The sequence below is a fragment of the Mesorhizobium sp. M0618 genome (genome assembly GCF_040320765.1).
In the GTDB taxonomy this organism is placed as follows: Bacteria; Pseudomonadota; Alphaproteobacteria; order Rhizobiales; family Rhizobiaceae; genus Mesorhizobium.
Genome location: NZ_JAMYQH010000039.1, coordinates 46,573 through 63,285, shown reverse-complemented (window position 1 = coordinate 63,285; position 16,713 = coordinate 46,573). Strand labels below are relative to the sequence as shown.

Here is a 16,713-nt window from a genome sequence, read left to right as displayed (position 1 = left end):
CGACAAGCTGGCTGAGAACTATCTTGCCGCCCTCAAACTCGTCGCAATCCGCATCTGGCTACGCGGTAATGAGTCTACGTCCTAGGCAGACACGTGCTGGTCACGACCATTCTATGAGCGCGCTTGTGCATATTGTTTGCTCGCAAGGGATATCGATAGACGTTCGCCAAAACCCAGCAAAAGCGGTCTGATGCTGACCAACTTTTCCGGCGTAAATCTGGTCAGCGGCCCAGAAACAGCCAGCGCTCCGATCAAGCCCTCGCTGCCTGAAAAAACCGGTACGGCCATCGCAGCTGTTTCGGAATCTCCCTTTCCGAGCGATATAAACGGAATCTTCGCCATAAGAGCTGTTCGCGTCCTAGGCTTAGCGGTACTGAACCGTGCAAGCACTTGGCCAGCTGCGTGCTCGTCAAGCGAAAGCACATCACCCTCTCGGATTTGATCGCGGATCAAATGACGACAGTCTGCGCGAAATAGGCAAATTCCGTGATTTCCCTCCTTTCGAAAAAACGATGCGCTTTCACCCGCCTGTTCAACAAGGCTCAAAAGGAGAGGCCGAACGAATGCCTCTATCTTAAAACGACGACGGTAGAATGAGCCCAATATCATCGGCATAGGGCCGACAGCAAAGCGCTTGTCCGCCATGCGAACAATGTAGCTACTTCGGACAAGGGATTCCGTTAACCGAAGGATCGTGCTCTTGTAGAGGCCTGTTCTAGACGATATCTCGGCCAGGCTTAAACCCTCGTCATTCTCTGTGAAGCACCCGAGGATCGAAAGCGCGCGATCGACAGCTTCAACCCCTCCCGCTCTTGTGTCAGCTTGCTCTACCGCCTGATGGTTCACGCGTTTGGTTCCTTCGAACGCCAAAGTTCAGTTGCGAAGTCGGGTCCTGATCACGTCCACACGTGCTCAACTTTGGAGTACCTCGCTCGCGAAAAGCAAAGTGCCATTTCATCATTCAGCATATTATCCTGTCGGTAAGTGAAAATCCTACACGATCGTGGAAAAAGAGGACTTACTGCATCTTCAAACGTCGCGTCCTGTCGGACATGATGTGGGGACCCACAATACTGGCGCGTCGGGTGCTCCAAGTTGTGTCGCCGCCTCCTCAGCATCCAAGTTGGCTGGTATCCTGATTTAGCAGTATGGTCGCGGAACGTGGTTTCCCCGGCGCGGATCGTGAACCGCTGGGTTGCGGCCACATCATCGGCTACCGCTACTGTTCAAACAATGCTTGCGAGCGGCACTGCGCTCATGGCAACAAGCAGGCTAATCGTCATTTGGCATCTCTGTTCCTGGATGCCTGCCATTATAGCCACAATCGTTCAGGACGGAATCGGCGCGGCGCAAGATCGCCTTGGATAGGCAGTAACAACCCTCGGTCGTCTGAGTTTTTGTAGGGCTGAAATGGGTGGCTTGAGTGTGACACGCATTGGGCCAATGGGCGACGGCGGTCGAAATCACGGGTTGAGGTCTGATGAGCAAAATTGCCTTACTTCCTCTGGTGACTTATCCGGAAGCGAATTCCACCAAAATCGCATCAAACGCAATCGCGGTGGTCAAGCACGTTGGTGCCGCACTTCATGCATTGACGATCAATGTCGATATTCCGGGTATTTCCAATCCGGTTTCGCGATACTTGATCGATCTTCCCGAAATGATCCGGGAGACAGAAGCGACCAGCCGCAAGCATGGGCTCGATTTGCTGGAGGCATTGAAAGCTGAAGCGGCACGCGTCGGATCGCTCCTCACAACCGAGGAGATTGCTGTTCAGCCAGCATCTATCGGCGATGTTGCGGCAACTCAGTCACGCTATTTCGATTTTGCTTTGATTGGGTTGGAGCCAAATAACCAGACTGCGCGCATGACCGTTGATGCGGTCCTGTTTGGTTCGGGTCGCCCAACCATAATTCTGCCGGAAGACGCAAACGTTGGTGCGATCGATCATGTCATCATCGCTTGGGATGGTAGCCGCGTTGCGGCCCGGGCCGTTGCCGATGCGCACGCGTTTCTGCAATGTGCCTCAAAGATAACGGTACTAACAGTGACAGACGAAAGGTCGCTGCGCGATATTGGCGAACGCCTCGCCCTGAGCCTGAGAAAGCGTGGCTTTCCCGCTGAGGGGATCTCAATCGACCTCGAAGATCGCCCCATTGGCGTTACGCTTCAGGCGCGCGCTGTCAGCATGGGCGCCGATCTGCTTGTCATGGGTGCCTACGGCCATTCCCGGATGAGAGATTTTGTCGTGGGTGGAGCAACCAAAAGCGTTCTTGGCGATCTGCGCCTGCCTGTCCTTTTGTCGCACTAGAAATCTGCCCGAGAGCTGTCGACGGCGAGTTGGCTACTACGATTGTGCCAGCGGCGCACTGTATCAGGTACTAAACTAGCCCAAGACGAAACTGCCGGATTGCTCGTGAGTTGCCGATTGTTTTGCCTTCGATATCGAACTCGAACTGAACCGGGAGCATAGCCGTTCGCGGCACCTACGATTGATTCCTGCCCCTGCCAGAGGCCGACAATGACGGTCCGCCTTTGGTGCCCATCACGTCCGCGCCTGCAACCACTTGAGGCCGAACTTGCACAGAGCCAGAAGTCTGCGGCTGAGCGAGCACTAGGTGATGGTGATGTTGGCAGTCTCAAACGTCAAGACGGGCATCTCGCAGAGGCACACTGCTTGCATTTGGCGAACGTCTATCGATATCAGAACGAAGTAAACTGGCACGCGGGCGCGCTCATAAAAAGCGCCGAAATTGCCTGTCGTGTGCGAATGGCTAGGCGAGGTATGGTGTGTGCCGATAACCATGCGGTTTGAAAACCGGGACGGATGGTCTATGCAGCGCGTCGTTCTGCAAACCACATATTTGAAAGGTGGCGTTTCGCACGCGCCTTTACGGTTTGACTGACTAAGGGGTGACGTGAGCCATGCTTGATCCGATCGTGAATTTCTTCACCCGGATTTTCCAATGGATTGGTCGCGGCATCGGCCTCGTCATCGGCGTGCTCCTGTGGCCGTTCATGTGGGCCGGCCGCTGGTACACGCAGCGCGGCTGGATTCTGAAGGCGGTGGTCGGCCTGGCGCTTCTGGTGCTGATCGGCCTCTACGCCAACTTCTTCTACGCCACCCAATGGTGGAACAAGTTCGACCCCAACTACGTCGACAAATATACCTTCGAGAACCGCAACATCTCGGCCGGTGAACAGGTCTCACCGGGCGCCGGCACCGATACCGCCAAGACCTGCGGAAACTCGGGCATCGCCCAGGTGGCGGCTGACCTCACCGATTTCAACGTCAACCAGAATGCCTGGATCTCGTCGATGATCCTCTACAACCTCGGTCTGTTCGGCATCGACTGGGATCACACGCCGTTCATGGACAACAAGGCTTCGTTCCAGCGCGGCATCAACCAGGCGGTGCGCCGCACCTCCACCGAGCTTGCCGACAATCTCGGCCGCGTGCGCACGACGTCGCAGATCGACGGCGACCTGCAGGATGCGCGCGGCAATCTGCAGTTCGACGAGGAGACCTGGTATTTCGGCGTTAGCCCGTTCGGCCCGAAGACTCCGACGCCGAGCTATTATCGTGACGCCGTGCGCAAGCTGCGTTCCTTCAACGCCCGGCTCGCCACCTGCCAGGCGACATTCGATGCCCGCGCCGACAATCTGAAACAGTATATCGACCGCATCTCCTCCGACATCGGCTCGACCTCGGCGATCCTCAAGGAGCGCGCTGAAAACCACAACAATGGCTGGTTCGACTTCCGCGCCGACGACCGCTTCTGGTTCGCCTATGGCCAACTCTATGCCTATTACGGGCTGATGAAGGGCGCCCAGGCCGATTTCGAGGACGTGATCAAGGAAAAGCATCTCGGCAATCTGTGGGACACGATGGATGCGCAATTCGTCTCGGCGCTGCGCATCCAGCCCTTCATCATCGCCAACGGCCGCGAGGACGGCTGGCTGTTGCCGAATCACCTAACGACTATTGGCTTCTATATGTTGCGCGTGCGCTCAAACATGGTCGAGATCAGCAACGTCCTTGCACAATAACTCGGTGGATGGAGCGTTGCCGCGCGGCTACGACATCAATTCGTCCCGGCAAGAACTGGTCGGCTGGGCTTCTAAGCATGCGCCCACCGCTCAAAAGCGGAAACAAGCCGATCGACTACGACAACACCCTATGCCGCCAACGTCACAAGATCGAGAACATGTTCGCCAAACTGAAGGACTAGCGGCGCATCGCGCCCAATTTGACCACTATGCACACACCTTCTTCTCGGCAATCTGCATCGCAGCCGCCGTCGCCTTCCGTCGTAATCAATGAGCCTGACGCTAGCTGGCCTGTTAACCAGAGCACGAGGATATCATCGACGCGACCGGTTTCGTTCGATCGGCATTGCTCCAATCCTAGATTAGCCCGCGCATCGTGAGTTCAGCCTTCAGATAGGCATAATAGATCGGCGCGGCGACAAGACCTGGCATACCGAACCAGGCCTCCATGAAAACCATCGCCAGAAGAAGCTCCCAGGCACGCGCATTGATCCGCGTTCCAATAATCTTGGCGTTCACGAAGTATTCGAGCTTGTGAATGACGATGAGAAAGGCAAGCGAGCCGAGCGCTGCAAGGAAGGAGATGCTGAGGCTGACAACGACGATCACGGTGTTGGAGATCAGATTGCCGATGACCGGCAGAAGGCCGGCGACGAAAGTCAGCGCTATCATCGTCCTGATGAATGGCAGATCGATTCCGAAGGACGGCAGAACAGCGACGAGATAGATCGCCGTTAGAAATGTATTCAACGCCGAAATCCGGATTTGCGAGAACACGATGTTGCGAAAAGCCTTGCTCAGAATTTTGACACGATCCGCCAGCGCGATCGCCAGTGGGCCGGGCTCGCCCGATGGCGCCGCCGAGCTCACCGCGATCAAGCCGCCTATCACCATGCCGACGATAATGTGGACCACCAAGACGCCGACATCCCGCCCGACGAGTTGAAGCTGGCCGGCATGTTCGCGGAGCCACCGGGCCGAGAAGACTTCCAGTTCCTCGATGTTCGACGGGAAATAGGCCATCGCCCAAGTTGGTAGATGGACGCGCGCGGTATCGATGATCTCGGCCATCTTCTTGAGGAGGGTCACGACGTTCTCCGAACCGCCAGTCAATTGCGACACGCCGCTAAAGATAGCGGCGGCTATCAGGAGCGTGAAAATCAATGCCACCAAGGTCAGCGCAAGGCTTTTCGTCAGGCTGTTGGAGACGCCGATTCGATGGAGCATCGGTGCGGCGAAATGAACGAGGTTGAACACGAGAAGGCCCGAAAGCAGTGCCGGAAGCAGGCCGAGCTCAAGAACGGCGACCAGCGCTAGAAGCGCGAGCAGGCACGACGCGACATAGAACCGTGAGAAAGGCAGCACTTTTCACCTGCTGAAGCAGCCAAGTCCTCTCCGGGTTTCCATTAGCTTTGATACCCGCTGAAGCGCAAGCGAACACGCGCCCAATAACGTGTGTGAAGCTACCCGCCTACATTTCTTCCCGGTTTGCAGCTTGATGGTTGTCGTTCCTACTTTGATCCATGCGACACGGTCGATCAGGTCGAATTGGCATGTGCGCCTTCGGAACGCTCGTCTTCTGCCCGACAAGGCGTGAATCAATCGTCGCGAACGGCAGTAAGAGACATGCGGCCGTCCTGCGCGATCATTGATTTAATGCTGAGCGAGCCGGCGTCCGCTGGGTAATTTGCTAGCCATGACCTTGTCGATGCGTCTGCCGTCAAGATCGACGACTTCAAACCGCCAGCCGTCCGCTTCGACCGTTTCGCCCGTCGCCGGCAAATGGTGCATGTGCGACAGGATGAAACCGGCAACTGTTTCATAATCGCGATTTTCTGGGAGCTCGATGGCGAGGTGATCACACATCTCGTCAACGGGCATATACCCGGCAAGCAGCCATGACCCATCCTCGCGCTGCACGGCGGCCGTTTCTTCCTCGGCTTCCAGATCGGCACGGAACACGCCGGTGATCGCCTCGAGGATGTCTGCCGGCGTCACAATGCCCTCGAAATGACCGTACTCGTCGTGGACCAGGGCTACAGGCACCTGTGCTTCTTTCAGTGTCGTCAGCACATCAAGCGCGTCCGCCTGGTCGTGCACGATCGGCGCATTCTGCAGGTGACGCCTGAGATCGACCTTCTGCCCATTGAGCATGCCCGCCAGTACCTTGCGGGTCTGCACGACGCCGATCATCGCATCGACCGTACCTTCGGCAATCGGCAGCAGAGAATGCTCCGTCTCGATGATTGCCTTGCGCACTCTCGTTTCTTCCCAGGTAATGTCGATCCAGTCCACATCGGTCCGGGGTGTCATAACGGCGCGCACCGCCCGGTCTCCCAGACGCATGACGCCCGCGATCATCCGGCGTTCGTCTGCCTCGATGGTTCCGTGATGCTCGGCTTCGGCAACCAACATTTTGATTTCTTCATCGGTGACTTTTTCCTCGGACTCGCCTTTCTGGCCTAAGAGCCACAGCAAACCACGACCGGAGAAATCCAGTAAGAACACCAGCGGTGCGCCAATTTTCGCAACGACGGTCATCGCAGGCGCTACACGCATTGCTATGCCCTCCGGATTGCGAAGTGCAATCTGCTTGGGAACAAGTTCTCCCACGATCAGAGAGGCATAGGTGATGACTGCCACTACGACACCGACACCCAAGGCGTCTGCAATGTTGCCGGGCACGCCGCTAGCGGCCAAGAGAAGTGACAGGCGCTCGCCCAGCGTAGCGCCTGAGAAGGCCCCCGAAAGCACGCCCACCAATGTAATCCCTATTTGGACAGACGATAGGAATTTTCCGGGATCGGCACCAAGCGCCAGCGCACCATTGGCACCCTTCAGGCCTCGTTCGGCCATACCTTTGAGCCTAGCCGGTCGCGCCGAGACAACGGCTAGTTCCGACATTGCAAGCAGGCCGTTGATGCAGATCAGGACGACGACGGTCGCGAGTTCAATGTAAAGCATAGCGAACGTTTAGCATCTGCGAAGCGGCAACGAAAAGGTGCATTCGACCACTAAGTTGCAGCGACCCGTAGCAAGGACCGACTGCAGATTCACCAATGCGACGGCTTGAGCGGAAGGTCGGACAAGCTCGTACTGCGGGACTGGTACGCTAAGCCTGGACGGACGGGACCGATCATAACGTTTAGGGTGAAAAGCAACCTTCCAAGGGCGGTACGCTCGATCAGCGCGAGACTCGTGTTCGAAGATTCGCAAGGCAACAGGTTGGCCGAGATGCCGGTCCCGCGAACGATTTGCTGGCGTCAGCACCAGCATAGTGACCGATACGTCACACCCAGGGCGCGATCATGCCCGGCGATCGCGGTCATGCGTTGACAACCGGCGTGCCACGCTGATTGAGCTTGATCGGTTCATACAGGACGGGCGGCGAGCGTGGGTGTATCCCCTGCTCATCGGGGGCGACACATGAAAAATGCTAGGCACGCGCTCATGGCGCTGACCGCCCTTGTCTTGGGTATTGCCAACGGATTGGGCCTCGAAGCCCTGGCGAAAGGTATCACGGTCGTTCCTCCCGGAAATCGGTTTGAGCAGCAACCGCCGATCCCCGCAGCGTCCGCAAACCGAACACGCGCCTTCAACACGACTTACGACGCCAAATACGAGAAAATCCTGGCACTACTGAGGAACGACAAGAAGCTCCTGCAGCAGATCAAGGATGCGGCAGCCGCCTATGGCATGGATCCTATCCACATTGTCGGCGCGCTTGTTGGCGAACATACCTACAACGTCAGCAGCGTCGATGCGGCGCAAACCTACTATGTCAAAGCGCTGGCCTACGCTAACGCGGATTTCGGATTCCGCTACAAAGGCATTTCGCTGGAGTCGTTTTTGGATCGTCGGGAATTTTCCCGCTGCGCCAACTCCAAAGGCAGTTCGGCACTGTGGGATTGTCGCACCGATGTCTGGAACAAACAGTTCCTTGGAAAAACTGTCGGCAATGTCGGCTATGAGAACGTGACCTTTCAAAGGGCGTTCTTTCAACCGTTCTTCGCCGGCCAGACGTTCGGGCTTGGCCAGATCAGCCCACTGGCGGCGCTGGAAGTAACCGACCTGGTCAATCGGGTGAGCGGCTTTGAAAAGCTCTCACCCGATCGGCCGCAGGCAATCTACCGCGACATCATGGATCCGAAGCGCAGCGTGATCTACACGACCGCCATCCTGCGGGAGGCGATCGACGCGTATGCCGAGGAGGGGTTCGATATTTCTGGGAATCCGGGCATTACAGCAACGCTCTACAATGTCGGCCAGCCGCAACGTCGCGCAGCCGAACTTCGCGAAGCTGCAGCAAAGGGATCCGGACGAAAGCTGCCGGTGGAGAATTACTACGGCTGGTTCGTAAACACCAAACTCGATGAATTGCGAGCCCTTCTTGACGGTCAAGGATGAGCAATCAACGCTGGCCACCGCGCGCTTAAGCGCGTTGGCAAGCCATCACCCGGAGGTCAGGCGCCGCGCGGACGGAGCAGCGCCCGACATTGGTGGCGAAATTCGGAGGGTGGTATTTTCTAGAGTTGGCCTAAGTGCCATTCGAGCACAATTGAACTCAGAACGTCCCGCGAGAATGTCAACGCGACGAACCCCCCGGCAGTCCAATATGACTATGGCAAGTTTATCCGCATCTCGACCCGCCGGTTGACCGGGTCGTAGGGATCGGCGACTCTCGGATGGCTTTTGCCCTCGCCAATTGCCCTGATGCGTGAGGGTTCGATTCCGTTCGATAGGAGGAATGCCGTCACTGATTGCGCCCGTCGTTCCGAAAGTCCTTGATTGTAGATAGCCGAGCCCGAGGCGTCGGTGTGGCCTTCGACGATGAAGTTATGCGCCCTTAGACGGTTGTCTTTCAGCGCCTTGGCAAATTCGCCGAGTTTGGTTCGCGCCTCCGGCTGCAACTCAGCAGAATCGAGGCTGAAATTGATCAACATGTCGAGGCCGGTTGGCACTGACGCGTCGGCCTTGCTCTTGCACTCGTCTTCAGTGCCGATGCATATTCCACGCGACGGGCCCAGATCAGTCGCATTGGCGAAAAACTTGACGATGTCTTCCGACGTTTGGACCGAGTCGGCAAACGAATTCGAAGAGGCCAGCGTAGTCGCCAGCACCAAGAAAGAAGTGCTTATCCGCATAGGCGCCTCCAGCCTAGAAACCGACGCCACGATCGGAGAACTCCCAAAATAAATCCGGATCGCGTGGGGGTCAACCAGACGATGGTTGCGGCAAGCCGAGATACTCACTCGTTTCAGCTGGTTCAGGGTGACAATCTGGCTCTTTGTGACTGCTGCCACTCCATTGCCGGCGCCGTCAAGGATGCGACAGACCAGCCGGCGCTAAGGTTTCCTGCCGGCCTAGTGCTGCCGGGCTTTCACGGCTCGCAGCCGCCTCGGACAATCGGCCAGAGGACGTCAGCCTCGAATCCAGATCAGGCGCCAAGGCAGCGAGACGCTGGAGCCGCTGCAGGTCTCGACGGTGCCGCGCGTCTCGCCGGGCGACGAAGTGCATCGTGACCAGGAACGGTCCGACAAGTTCGTCGACGTCAACGTATTCGATCGCCCACATTGTGTCCGAGCGGCTTGCGCCGCCTAAGCCGCCGTTGGAGGAAAAGCTGGAAAGGGGCCCGCTCGCGTTTAGCGACAGCAGCTTCGGCATGAAGCGCATGATCGCCGTACTCACCGAAGCCGCCGCCGCAAAGCGAGAAGGCGGACCTTTCCCTCTTGGTGCAGGACGGCGTTCCCTCGGCGACGCGCTCTGCAGGCGGTGGGCCGGCAAGCTTCGCCGATGTACTGACTGACATTGGCATGGCGCCGGCGACGCGGTCAGTGATGCGGCTTGCCGACAAGAGCGGTCCGAACGCGGTGATGATCTTCCCAATGGAGACAGCCCCAATCGCGGGCATCTACGGCATGAACTTCAAGACCATGCCCGAATACGACTGGGCCTTCGGCTACCCCTATGGACTGGCCATGATCGCTCTCAGCGCCTTCATTCCGTTGGCGTGGTTCAAGTGGCGGGGTTGGTTCTAAGTATCGGGATTTGTCGCCTTGGTGAGGGGTGAAGCGGAAAGCAACGAATGATGCTCGACGAGATCACGCAAGCGACCATCGCTTTTATGCGGGCGCATGAGGCATGGGGCATTCCGCTCGTGACCATGCTGGCCTTCGGCGAATCGCTGGCCTTCATCTCGCTCTTACTTCCCGCGACCGTGATCCTAGTTGGCGTCGGTTTTCTGATCGGCGAAAGTGGGATCGCGTTCTGGCCGTTGTGGCTCGCCGCTATCGTCGGCGCGGCACTTGGCGATTGGCTGTCTTTCTGGGTTGGCACGCAGCTGGGAGACCGGGTTTCACACTATTGGCCGCTGAAGCGTTACCCAGATCTGCTTCCGCGTGGCCATAGGTTCTTCGAACGCTGGGGTGGGCTTGGGGTGTTTATCGGCCGCTTCTCCGGTCCGTTGCGGGCATCCGTTCCGCTGGTTGCGGGTATCTGCGAGATGCCTGCTTTGACGTTTCAGATCGCCAACGTCACCTCGGCCATCCTCTGGGCGACAGGGATACTCGCGCCAGGTGCGTTCGGCCTCAAATGGCTGCAGGCTTGGATGTAGGCGACTCACGCCGGGCGAGCAGCTTGTCGATCCGCCTTCCGTCGATATCAAGGATCTCGAAGCGCCAGCCTTCATAGTCAAAGTGCTCACCAGCTTCCGGAAGGTGACCCAGCTGGGACAAGGCGAACCCGGCGATCGTATGAAAATCACCCTCTGCCGCCCCTGATCGAAAGCCCAGGCGAGCGAAGGCATCGTGCGCCAGCATCATGCCGTCGATCAGCAGGGAACCGTCATCACGTTCGACGACATCGGGGTCTTCACCTTCCAGGTCCGGAAGGTCGCCTGCGATGGCTTCGAGCAGATCGGTCTGGGTGACGATCCCCTCCAGGGCGCCATATTCGTCGATGACGATCGCCAGGCGTACGGCGCCCGCTTGAACTGATCGAGCACGCGGAAGATTTGCGTTCCTTCGTGGACGATCACGGGTTCGCGGATAACCGCCATGGGATCGAGCGTTTTTCCATCGAGCACCTGGCCAAGGAGATCCTTCTTCAGGATCATGCCGAGCGGTTCGTCAATCCCGCCACGGCCGACCAGAAGCTGCTCATGACGACATTCGCGGATGGTGCGCAGAATCTCGTCTGGGCTGTCGTCAGCGTCGATCCAGTCGATATCGCGTCGCGGTGTCATGATATCCGCGATGCGCCGATCTCCGATGTTGAAGACACGCTCGACAAGTTCCTGCTGAGTTTGATGGAGCAGCCCTGCCTCCTGGCTTGCCGCCACGAGCAGCTTCAGCTCTTCAGGCGAATGCAACGACTCCTCCCCTGTGCCTGGGCGCAGACCGCAGAGACGCAGCACCAGATTGCCGAGACCGTTCAGAGCGAGGATCGCTGGTCTCAGCAGAAACAGAAACAGGCCGAGCGGGCGTACGACCCAGAGTGCCGTGCCTTCGCTGCGTTGAAGCGCCAGGCTTTTCGGCGCCAACTCGCCCAGGACGATGTGAAGAGCGGTTATGATGATGAAGGCGATTGCGACGGCGATCGTGTGCGAAGCTGCAGTGGCCAGGGACCCCATTACTCCCAAGAGTAGTGGCTCGATCAGATGGGCGAGTGCAGGTTCGCCAACCCAGCCGAGCGCCAGCGATGAAATGGTGATGCCGAGCTGGGTCGCGGCCAGATTGGCATCTAGATTGACCAAGGTTTTTTGAAGCCGCCCGGCGTTCAAGCGCCCGGCAGCTGCAAGCTCGTCGACCCGGCTGCGTCTAACCGCTACCAGGGCAAACTCGGCGGCGACAAAGAAGCCGTTTGCGCCTACGAGTACGAGAACCAACAAAATTCCAAGAATGTCGCGTAGACTACCATCGTCCGTCGGCATGATATCCTCTGTATGAAAAGCTACGGGCATCTCTGAAGCGTATTTGGCGCTATCGCGCAACCGCCGTTCGGCTTGAGCATCATTGCGGAGCTACACGGTAGGGTAGCTGACTGCCGCTTGATGGTGGCAGAATGACCAAATCCTCTCTGCAAGCGGCCGAGCTCAAACCGGCTTTTCGGTGAGCAAAGTCAGTGGCAGCGCTGCGGACAGGTCGCCTCTGATCCAGTGATTCAGTAAAATCACCGCGATCCCGGCGAGGATCGCCAGCACTATCATCCAAGTGATCTTCTGAAGATCGGTCATCTCATCATCTCCCGAGGCGCAGTTAGGGCCTGGTGCGAGCCAGCATCCGGTCTCGCCGCGGTTGAACTCAGTATAAATAGCCACCCCGGACATCGCGGCTCACCATGCTGAAGGTCGCGCTGGCGCGCTAGCGGACTCTTATCTGCGTTTATCGCCGCTCGTCCGAATTACTTCTCGCGGCCGGTAACCGGACGTTCGCCCGTCGCAGAAGCCCGTTGAACGATTGAGCCCTTTGCGAGTAACTTTTCCGACTGCTTGATCTTCACGATTCGATCTTAGGCCTATGGACCGAGCGTTTTGAGGCGGCGCACATCATCGGCAGTTTCAGCCAACAGCCAGTCACGGAATGTCGTAATTTTAGGGAGCATCGACGTCGCCTTGGGGCAGACGATCCAGTAGGTCTTGGACAATCGCAGCGTCGTGGCGAACGGTCTCACGAGGCGCCCGTTGATGAGGTCCCATGCCGCAAGCGTGGTGCGGGCGAGTGCGACGCCCTGGCCGTCGATAGCGGCGTCTATGACCATGCTGGCGCGGTTCAAGACTGGCCCATGGGAGAGTTCGGCATCGACCACGCCGGCGGCCTCGAGCCATTCCGACCAGTCCTTTCGGTCATCAAGATGCAGCAACGGAAAGTTCAGCACATCGGACGGCTCGCGCATCCGCTGGTGAAGTTTGGGACTGCAGACCACGAACAGTTGCTCGGAGCACAGGCGGACAACATCATGCCCCGCCCAATTGCCATCGCCATGCCGCACGGCAAGATCGACGTCCTCCCTGGCGAAGTCGACGTGATGCATGGTTGCGGAAATCCTGAGATCGATGTCGGGGTGCGTCTCGGCAAACCTGCCAAGGCGGTTTACCAACCATTTGGCGGCAAAGTCGGGCGACGTGCTGACCGTCAGCGCTCCGGCCCGAGATAGATGCTGGATGCGTTGTGTGCCGAGAGCTATGCGGTCGAAGGCATCGCGCACCACCTCCAGATAGGAGAGGCCCGCTCGCGTGATGCTCAGCTTTTGACGTTCGCGATCGAACAGCCTGATGCCCAATTCGAGCTCGAGCGCCTTCACCTGATGGCTCACCGCACCCTGCGTGACGGAAAGTTCGTCCGCCGCCCTGGTGAAGCTCTCGTGGCGCGCCGCCGCCTCGAAGGCTTTGAGGGCGTTGAGTGATGGCAGTCGGCGGGCCAATTTCACACCATGTCATGAGAAAAATTGGGCCAAGCAAGAGAAACCATGCTTTGCGCCCGCGGGCAGATTGGAGCATTTCCGCACCCCACGTCAACAAGCGCACTGCGGAAGGATGAGAAATGTTGAACCCCCTGCTGATTGAGACGCCGAGGCGTTCGTCCCCACAGGCAAGTGCCCATCGCGTCCTTGAAAATTTAGTGCGCTCGATGGCATCGGTGGCGCGCTGGATCGAAATCCATCGCCAACGGGAACAGCTGGCCGAACTCGAAGATCATCAGCTGGCAGACTTGGGTCTGAGCCCTGCGCAGATTCGGAATGAATGTTCAAAGTGGCCGTGGCAGGCCTAATTCTCGGCTGAGGACTTCCTCGGGGGAACGCGCATTCAGTCGTGCCTTCGTCAAATCAGCGAAGCAAGATTTCGTGGATCGCGAGGGCGATCCACGCAGCGTCAACCAAGCCCTCGACGGGGCGGGTGATCTGCTCGGCCGCATTTTGCACCTGCTACTGCCCGTCCCGTCGTTCCTCCGGCGGGCGAACCTTGCGGAACATTGCAAGCAGAAGCACATCGTAGACAATCTTCAAGACGCCCGCGATGACCAGCGGCCAACCGAAACCGGACATTGCGAGCAGCGAGCCGGCAAGCATCGGACTGGCGGCCGCCGCGAGGCTGCGAGGCACGGCAGTGACACTCGCCGCTGCGGCCCGCTCACCCGGCGTCACCACCGCCATGACGTAGGAGGTGCGGGTCGGTACATCCATCTGCGACAAGGCGCTCCTGATCAGCAGTAGGACGATGACCGGACCGAGGCTCGGCATGAAGGGAATGAGCAAAAGGCAAAGACTGGAAGGCAGGTGCGTAAACACCATGGTGTTTACGAGCCCGATCCGTTTGGAGATTTGCACTGCCAGCAGATACGACCCGGCTGACAGGATGCCCGTCAAGAAGAAGATCGCACCTGTAGCAGCGAGCGATAGGCCGAACTGTTGGAAAAGCCAAAGAGCCAACAATGACTGGACCACGAAGCCTCCCGCAAAGGCATCCAGGCTAAAGAGCGCAGCGAGCGTGAGGACGATGGCTCGAGACTTGCGCAATGGCTCCGCCGGTACCGCATTCGCATCGAGCGGCTCGTCCGGCAGTTGCCGATAAAGGAGCAGCGCACCTACTCCCAGAAAGGCATAAAGCAGGAAGGCGATCTGGAGCGCTTGCTTGATATCCAGCCCGGCAACATGTCGGAGAATATCGGGGGCTCCGGCCGCCAGAGCACCGACGGCCCCAATGAGTGAACCGACAAGGCTATAGCGGGCAAAGAGCGCGGTGCGGTCGCGATCGGTGACGCTATGGGCAAGTTGCGCATGCTCCAACGGCAGAAACACACTTACGTCGCCCGAGGATGGGTTCAGCGTTCCGACGAATGCGATAAGGAGCAGCGGCCAGAAATCGTGAACCAACGCGAAGGCGATCCCCGTGACGACCATCAGGACGGCGGCTGCAATCAGCAGAGAGCGGCGAGAGAAATGGTGCGCGACAAACCCGACTGCCAAGGTGAGCGCGGCCGAACCCGCGAGCGTCGCCGTCGCGAGGACCCCGATCTCGAAAGCGTTGAAGCCGAGCGCGGCCAAATAGGCCGGAAGCAGAAGACTGACGAGTCCATCGCCGAACGCCCGCAATCCTCTTGAGGCCAGCAGGTGCGTAGCTGCCGGCCCGGCACCGGAAGGCAGGAGTGCAACCCTCCGTCTCGCAGCCGGTTCGTGCGGAGCATTCATCGGCCTTTGGGCTGTCAAGGATGCCTCCTGCCGGGAGAATGGTTACACCGACCGCTCAGCTTAAATCGATCCGCTGGCCACCCCGTAGAGCAAGCCGAGGATCGAGCATGCGGCGAGCACTGGGATCATACCGATCTTGAAACGGAATACCGCCAGCAGCGCCCCGAGCGTCAGCACCAGAGACGGCAGGTTGATGGAGTTGAACACGGGAACGTCCAGCGTCATGCCCAGCCAGGTGACCTCACGCAGCTCGCGAAACAGCACGTGAAGCGCGAACCACACCGCCAGGTTCAAGATCACGCCGACCACCGCCGCCGTGATGGCAGACAATGCTGCTGACAAGGCCTTGTTGCTGCGCATCGTTTCCATGAACGGCGCGCCGAGGAAGATCCACAGGAAACAGGGGACGAAGGTCACCCACGTCGTGAGAAGACCGCCGAGCGTTCCGGCGACAAGGGAGTTGAGTACGCCCGGCGCCCGATAGGCTCCCATGAAGCCGACGAACTGGGTGACCATGATCAGCGGACCGGGCGTCGTCTCGGCCATGCCGAGGCCATCCAGCATTTCTCCAGGCTTCAGCCAGCCATAGTGATCCACGCCCTGTTGCGCGACATAGGCGAGCACCGCATAGGCACCACCGAAGGTAACCATCGCCATCTTGGAGAAGAAGATCGCAATGTCGGTGAAGACATTGCCTTGCCCAAGAAACACCAGAAGTGCCAGGACCGGCACGAACCACAGCGCCAGAAAAACTGCCGCGATCTTCAGCGACCAACTGACGGACGGCCGGGCGTGCGCCGGCACCCCTTCGCCGAGCGCTGTATCGGCATCGGCGACCTGCTTGCCGCCGACCTTGCCATGTCCATTGCCCGACTGGAATGCAGCCCACCCAGCTCTTCCCCCCACGTAACCAATCACGCCCGCGATCAAGATGACCAGTGGAAACGGCGCATCGAAGAAAAAGAGAGCGATGAAGGCTGCCGCCGCGAGCCCGACCATTGCGTTGTTCTTGAGCGCCCGCCTGCCGATCCGCAAGACCGCCTCAAGCACGATCGCGAGGACCGCCGCCTTCAAACCGAAGAAGAGAGCCTGAACGGCGCCGACGTTGCCGAAGATGGCGTAAATCCAGCTGAGCGCCATGATGGCAATCGCGCCTGGCAACACGAACAGAATCCCGGCGACAAGGCCGCCTCTGGTCTTGTGCATGAGCCAGCCGATGTAGATGGCCAGCTGCTGCGCCTCCGGTCCGGGCAGCAGCGTGCAATAGTTCAGCGCATGCAGGAACCTGGTCTCGCCGATCCAGCGCTTTTCCTCGACTATGATGCGATGCATCATGGCAATCTGGCCCGCCGGCCCGCCGAAGCTGAGCGCGGCCACTCGGGCCCACACCCGCGTGGCCTCAGCGAACGAAACGCCATGACCCGGCGTGTCGTTTGGTCGGTTTGGCGCTGTCACGATACTCTCCGCATTGGCCATGGC

The 16,713-nt window shown here is 58.8% G+C and carries 14 protein-coding genes and 2 pseudogenes; 6 read left to right on the top strand and 10 right to left on the bottom strand.

Going from position 1 to position 16,713, the window contains the following annotated elements; genetic code table 11:
* Positions 1 to 111 precede the first annotated feature (111 nt).
* Positions 112 to 846 (bottom strand): IclR family transcriptional regulator, encoded by a 735-nt coding sequence (locus NKJ04_RS29890; protein WP_352679127.1) that lies wholly within the window; start codon positions 844 to 846, stop codon positions 112 to 114.
* A gap of 634 nt (positions 847 to 1,480) precedes the next feature.
* Between NKJ04_RS29890 and NKJ04_RS29885 the strand changes: the two genes are divergently transcribed.
* Both NKJ04_RS29885 and NKJ04_RS29880 read left to right on the top strand, forming a co-directional pair.
* A complete protein-coding gene (locus NKJ04_RS29885; protein ID WP_352679125.1) occupies positions 1,481 to 2,311 on the top strand; it encodes a universal stress protein in 831 nt (276 codons plus the stop codon).
* Between the two features lie 614 nt (positions 2,312 to 2,925).
* The gene (locus NKJ04_RS29880; protein WP_352679123.1) at positions 2,926 to 4,050 is read left to right on the top strand and encodes a DUF2333 family protein; all 1,125 of its coding nucleotides are present in this window, start codon (positions 2,926 to 2,928) and stop codon (positions 4,048 to 4,050) included.
* A gap of 357 nt (positions 4,051 to 4,407) precedes the next feature.
* Here the strand turns inward: NKJ04_RS29880 and NKJ04_RS29875 are convergent, their stop codons facing one another.
* Together NKJ04_RS29875 and NKJ04_RS29870 are read right to left on the bottom strand one after the other, a co-directional pair.
* Positions 4,408 to 5,415 carry an AI-2E family transporter gene (locus NKJ04_RS29875; protein ID WP_352679120.1) on the bottom strand — a complete coding sequence of 336 codons (1,008 nt, stop codon included), beginning with the start codon at positions 5,413 to 5,415 and terminating at the stop codon, positions 4,408 to 4,410.
* Positions 5,416 to 5,703: 288 nt separating this feature from the next.
* Complete coding sequence (locus NKJ04_RS29870) at positions 5,704 to 7,014, bottom strand: hemolysin family protein (protein WP_352679118.1); 1,311 nt, start codon at positions 7,012 to 7,014, stop codon at positions 5,704 to 5,706.
* A 486-nt stretch (positions 7,015 to 7,500) separates the two neighbouring features.
* Here NKJ04_RS29870 and NKJ04_RS29865 point away from each other — a divergent pair, with 486 nt between their 5' ends.
* Positions 7,501 to 8,457: a DUF1402 family protein gene (locus NKJ04_RS29865; protein WP_352679116.1), complete on the top strand. Its 957-nt coding sequence runs from the start codon at positions 7,501 to 7,503 to the stop codon at positions 8,455 to 8,457.
* A 212-nt stretch (positions 8,458 to 8,669) separates the two neighbouring features.
* On the opposite strand, the gene NKJ04_RS29860 is transcribed toward NKJ04_RS29865, so the two are convergent.
* Both NKJ04_RS29860 and NKJ04_RS29855 read right to left on the bottom strand, forming a co-directional pair.
* Positions 8,670 to 9,353: an OmpA family protein gene (locus NKJ04_RS29860; RefSeq protein WP_352679113.1), complete on the bottom strand. Its 684-nt coding sequence runs from the start codon at positions 9,351 to 9,353 to the stop codon at positions 8,670 to 8,672.
* 16 nt (positions 9,354 to 9,369) lie between these two features.
* Positions 9,370 to 9,738, bottom strand: coding sequence for a hypothetical protein (locus tag NKJ04_RS29855; RefSeq protein WP_352679110.1), 369 nt, complete (start codon positions 9,736 to 9,738; stop codon positions 9,370 to 9,372).
* A gap of 212 nt (positions 9,739 to 9,950) precedes the next feature.
* Here NKJ04_RS29855 and NKJ04_RS29850 point away from each other — a divergent pair.
* Positions 9,951 to 10,088 (top strand): annotated as a pseudogene (locus NKJ04_RS29850) (CorA family divalent cation transporter); the annotation flags it as partial.
* A gap of 47 nt (positions 10,089 to 10,135) precedes the next feature.
* Entirely contained in the window at positions 10,136 to 10,663 is a 528-nt protein-coding gene (locus NKJ04_RS29845) for a DedA family protein (protein WP_352679107.1), read from the top strand.
* Here the strand turns inward: NKJ04_RS29845 and NKJ04_RS29840 are convergent.
* The 3 genes and pseudogenes from NKJ04_RS29840 to NKJ04_RS29830 form a co-directional block, all read right to left on the bottom strand.
* Positions 10,638 to 11,980 (bottom strand): annotated as a pseudogene (locus tag NKJ04_RS29840) (hemolysin family protein). The gene NKJ04_RS29845 and the pseudogene NKJ04_RS29840 sit on opposite strands and share 26 nt — an antisense overlap.
* Before the next feature lie 162 nt (positions 11,981 to 12,142).
* Positions 12,143 to 12,283: a hypothetical protein gene (locus NKJ04_RS29835; protein ID WP_352679104.1), complete on the bottom strand. Its 141-nt coding sequence runs from the start codon at positions 12,281 to 12,283 to the stop codon at positions 12,143 to 12,145.
* A 281-nt stretch (positions 12,284 to 12,564) separates the two neighbouring features.
* Positions 12,565 to 13,476, bottom strand: coding sequence for a transcriptional regulator GcvA (locus tag NKJ04_RS29830; RefSeq protein WP_352679101.1), 912 nt, complete (start codon positions 13,474 to 13,476; stop codon positions 12,565 to 12,567).
* Positions 13,477 to 13,589: 113 nt separating this feature from the next.
* Between NKJ04_RS29830 and NKJ04_RS29825 the strand changes: the two genes are divergently transcribed.
* Positions 13,590 to 13,817 carry a DUF1127 domain-containing protein gene (locus NKJ04_RS29825; protein WP_352679098.1) on the top strand — a complete coding sequence of 76 codons (228 nt, stop codon included), beginning with the start codon at positions 13,590 to 13,592 and terminating at the stop codon, positions 13,815 to 13,817.
* Between the two features lie 154 nt (positions 13,818 to 13,971).
* On the opposite strand, the gene NKJ04_RS29820 is transcribed toward NKJ04_RS29825, so the two are convergent.
* The gene (locus tag NKJ04_RS29820) at positions 13,972 to 15,252 is read right to left on the bottom strand and encodes an MFS transporter (RefSeq protein ID WP_352679095.1); all 1,281 of its coding nucleotides are present in this window, start codon (positions 15,250 to 15,252) and stop codon (positions 13,972 to 13,974) included.
* Positions 15,253 to 15,294: 42 nt separating this feature from the next.
* On the bottom strand, positions 15,295 to 16,710 hold the full coding sequence (gene chrA, locus NKJ04_RS29815) for a chromate efflux transporter (protein ID WP_352679092.1): 1,416 nt from the start codon (positions 16,708 to 16,710) through the stop codon (positions 15,295 to 15,297).
* Between the last annotated feature and the right edge of the window lie 3 nt (positions 16,711 to 16,713).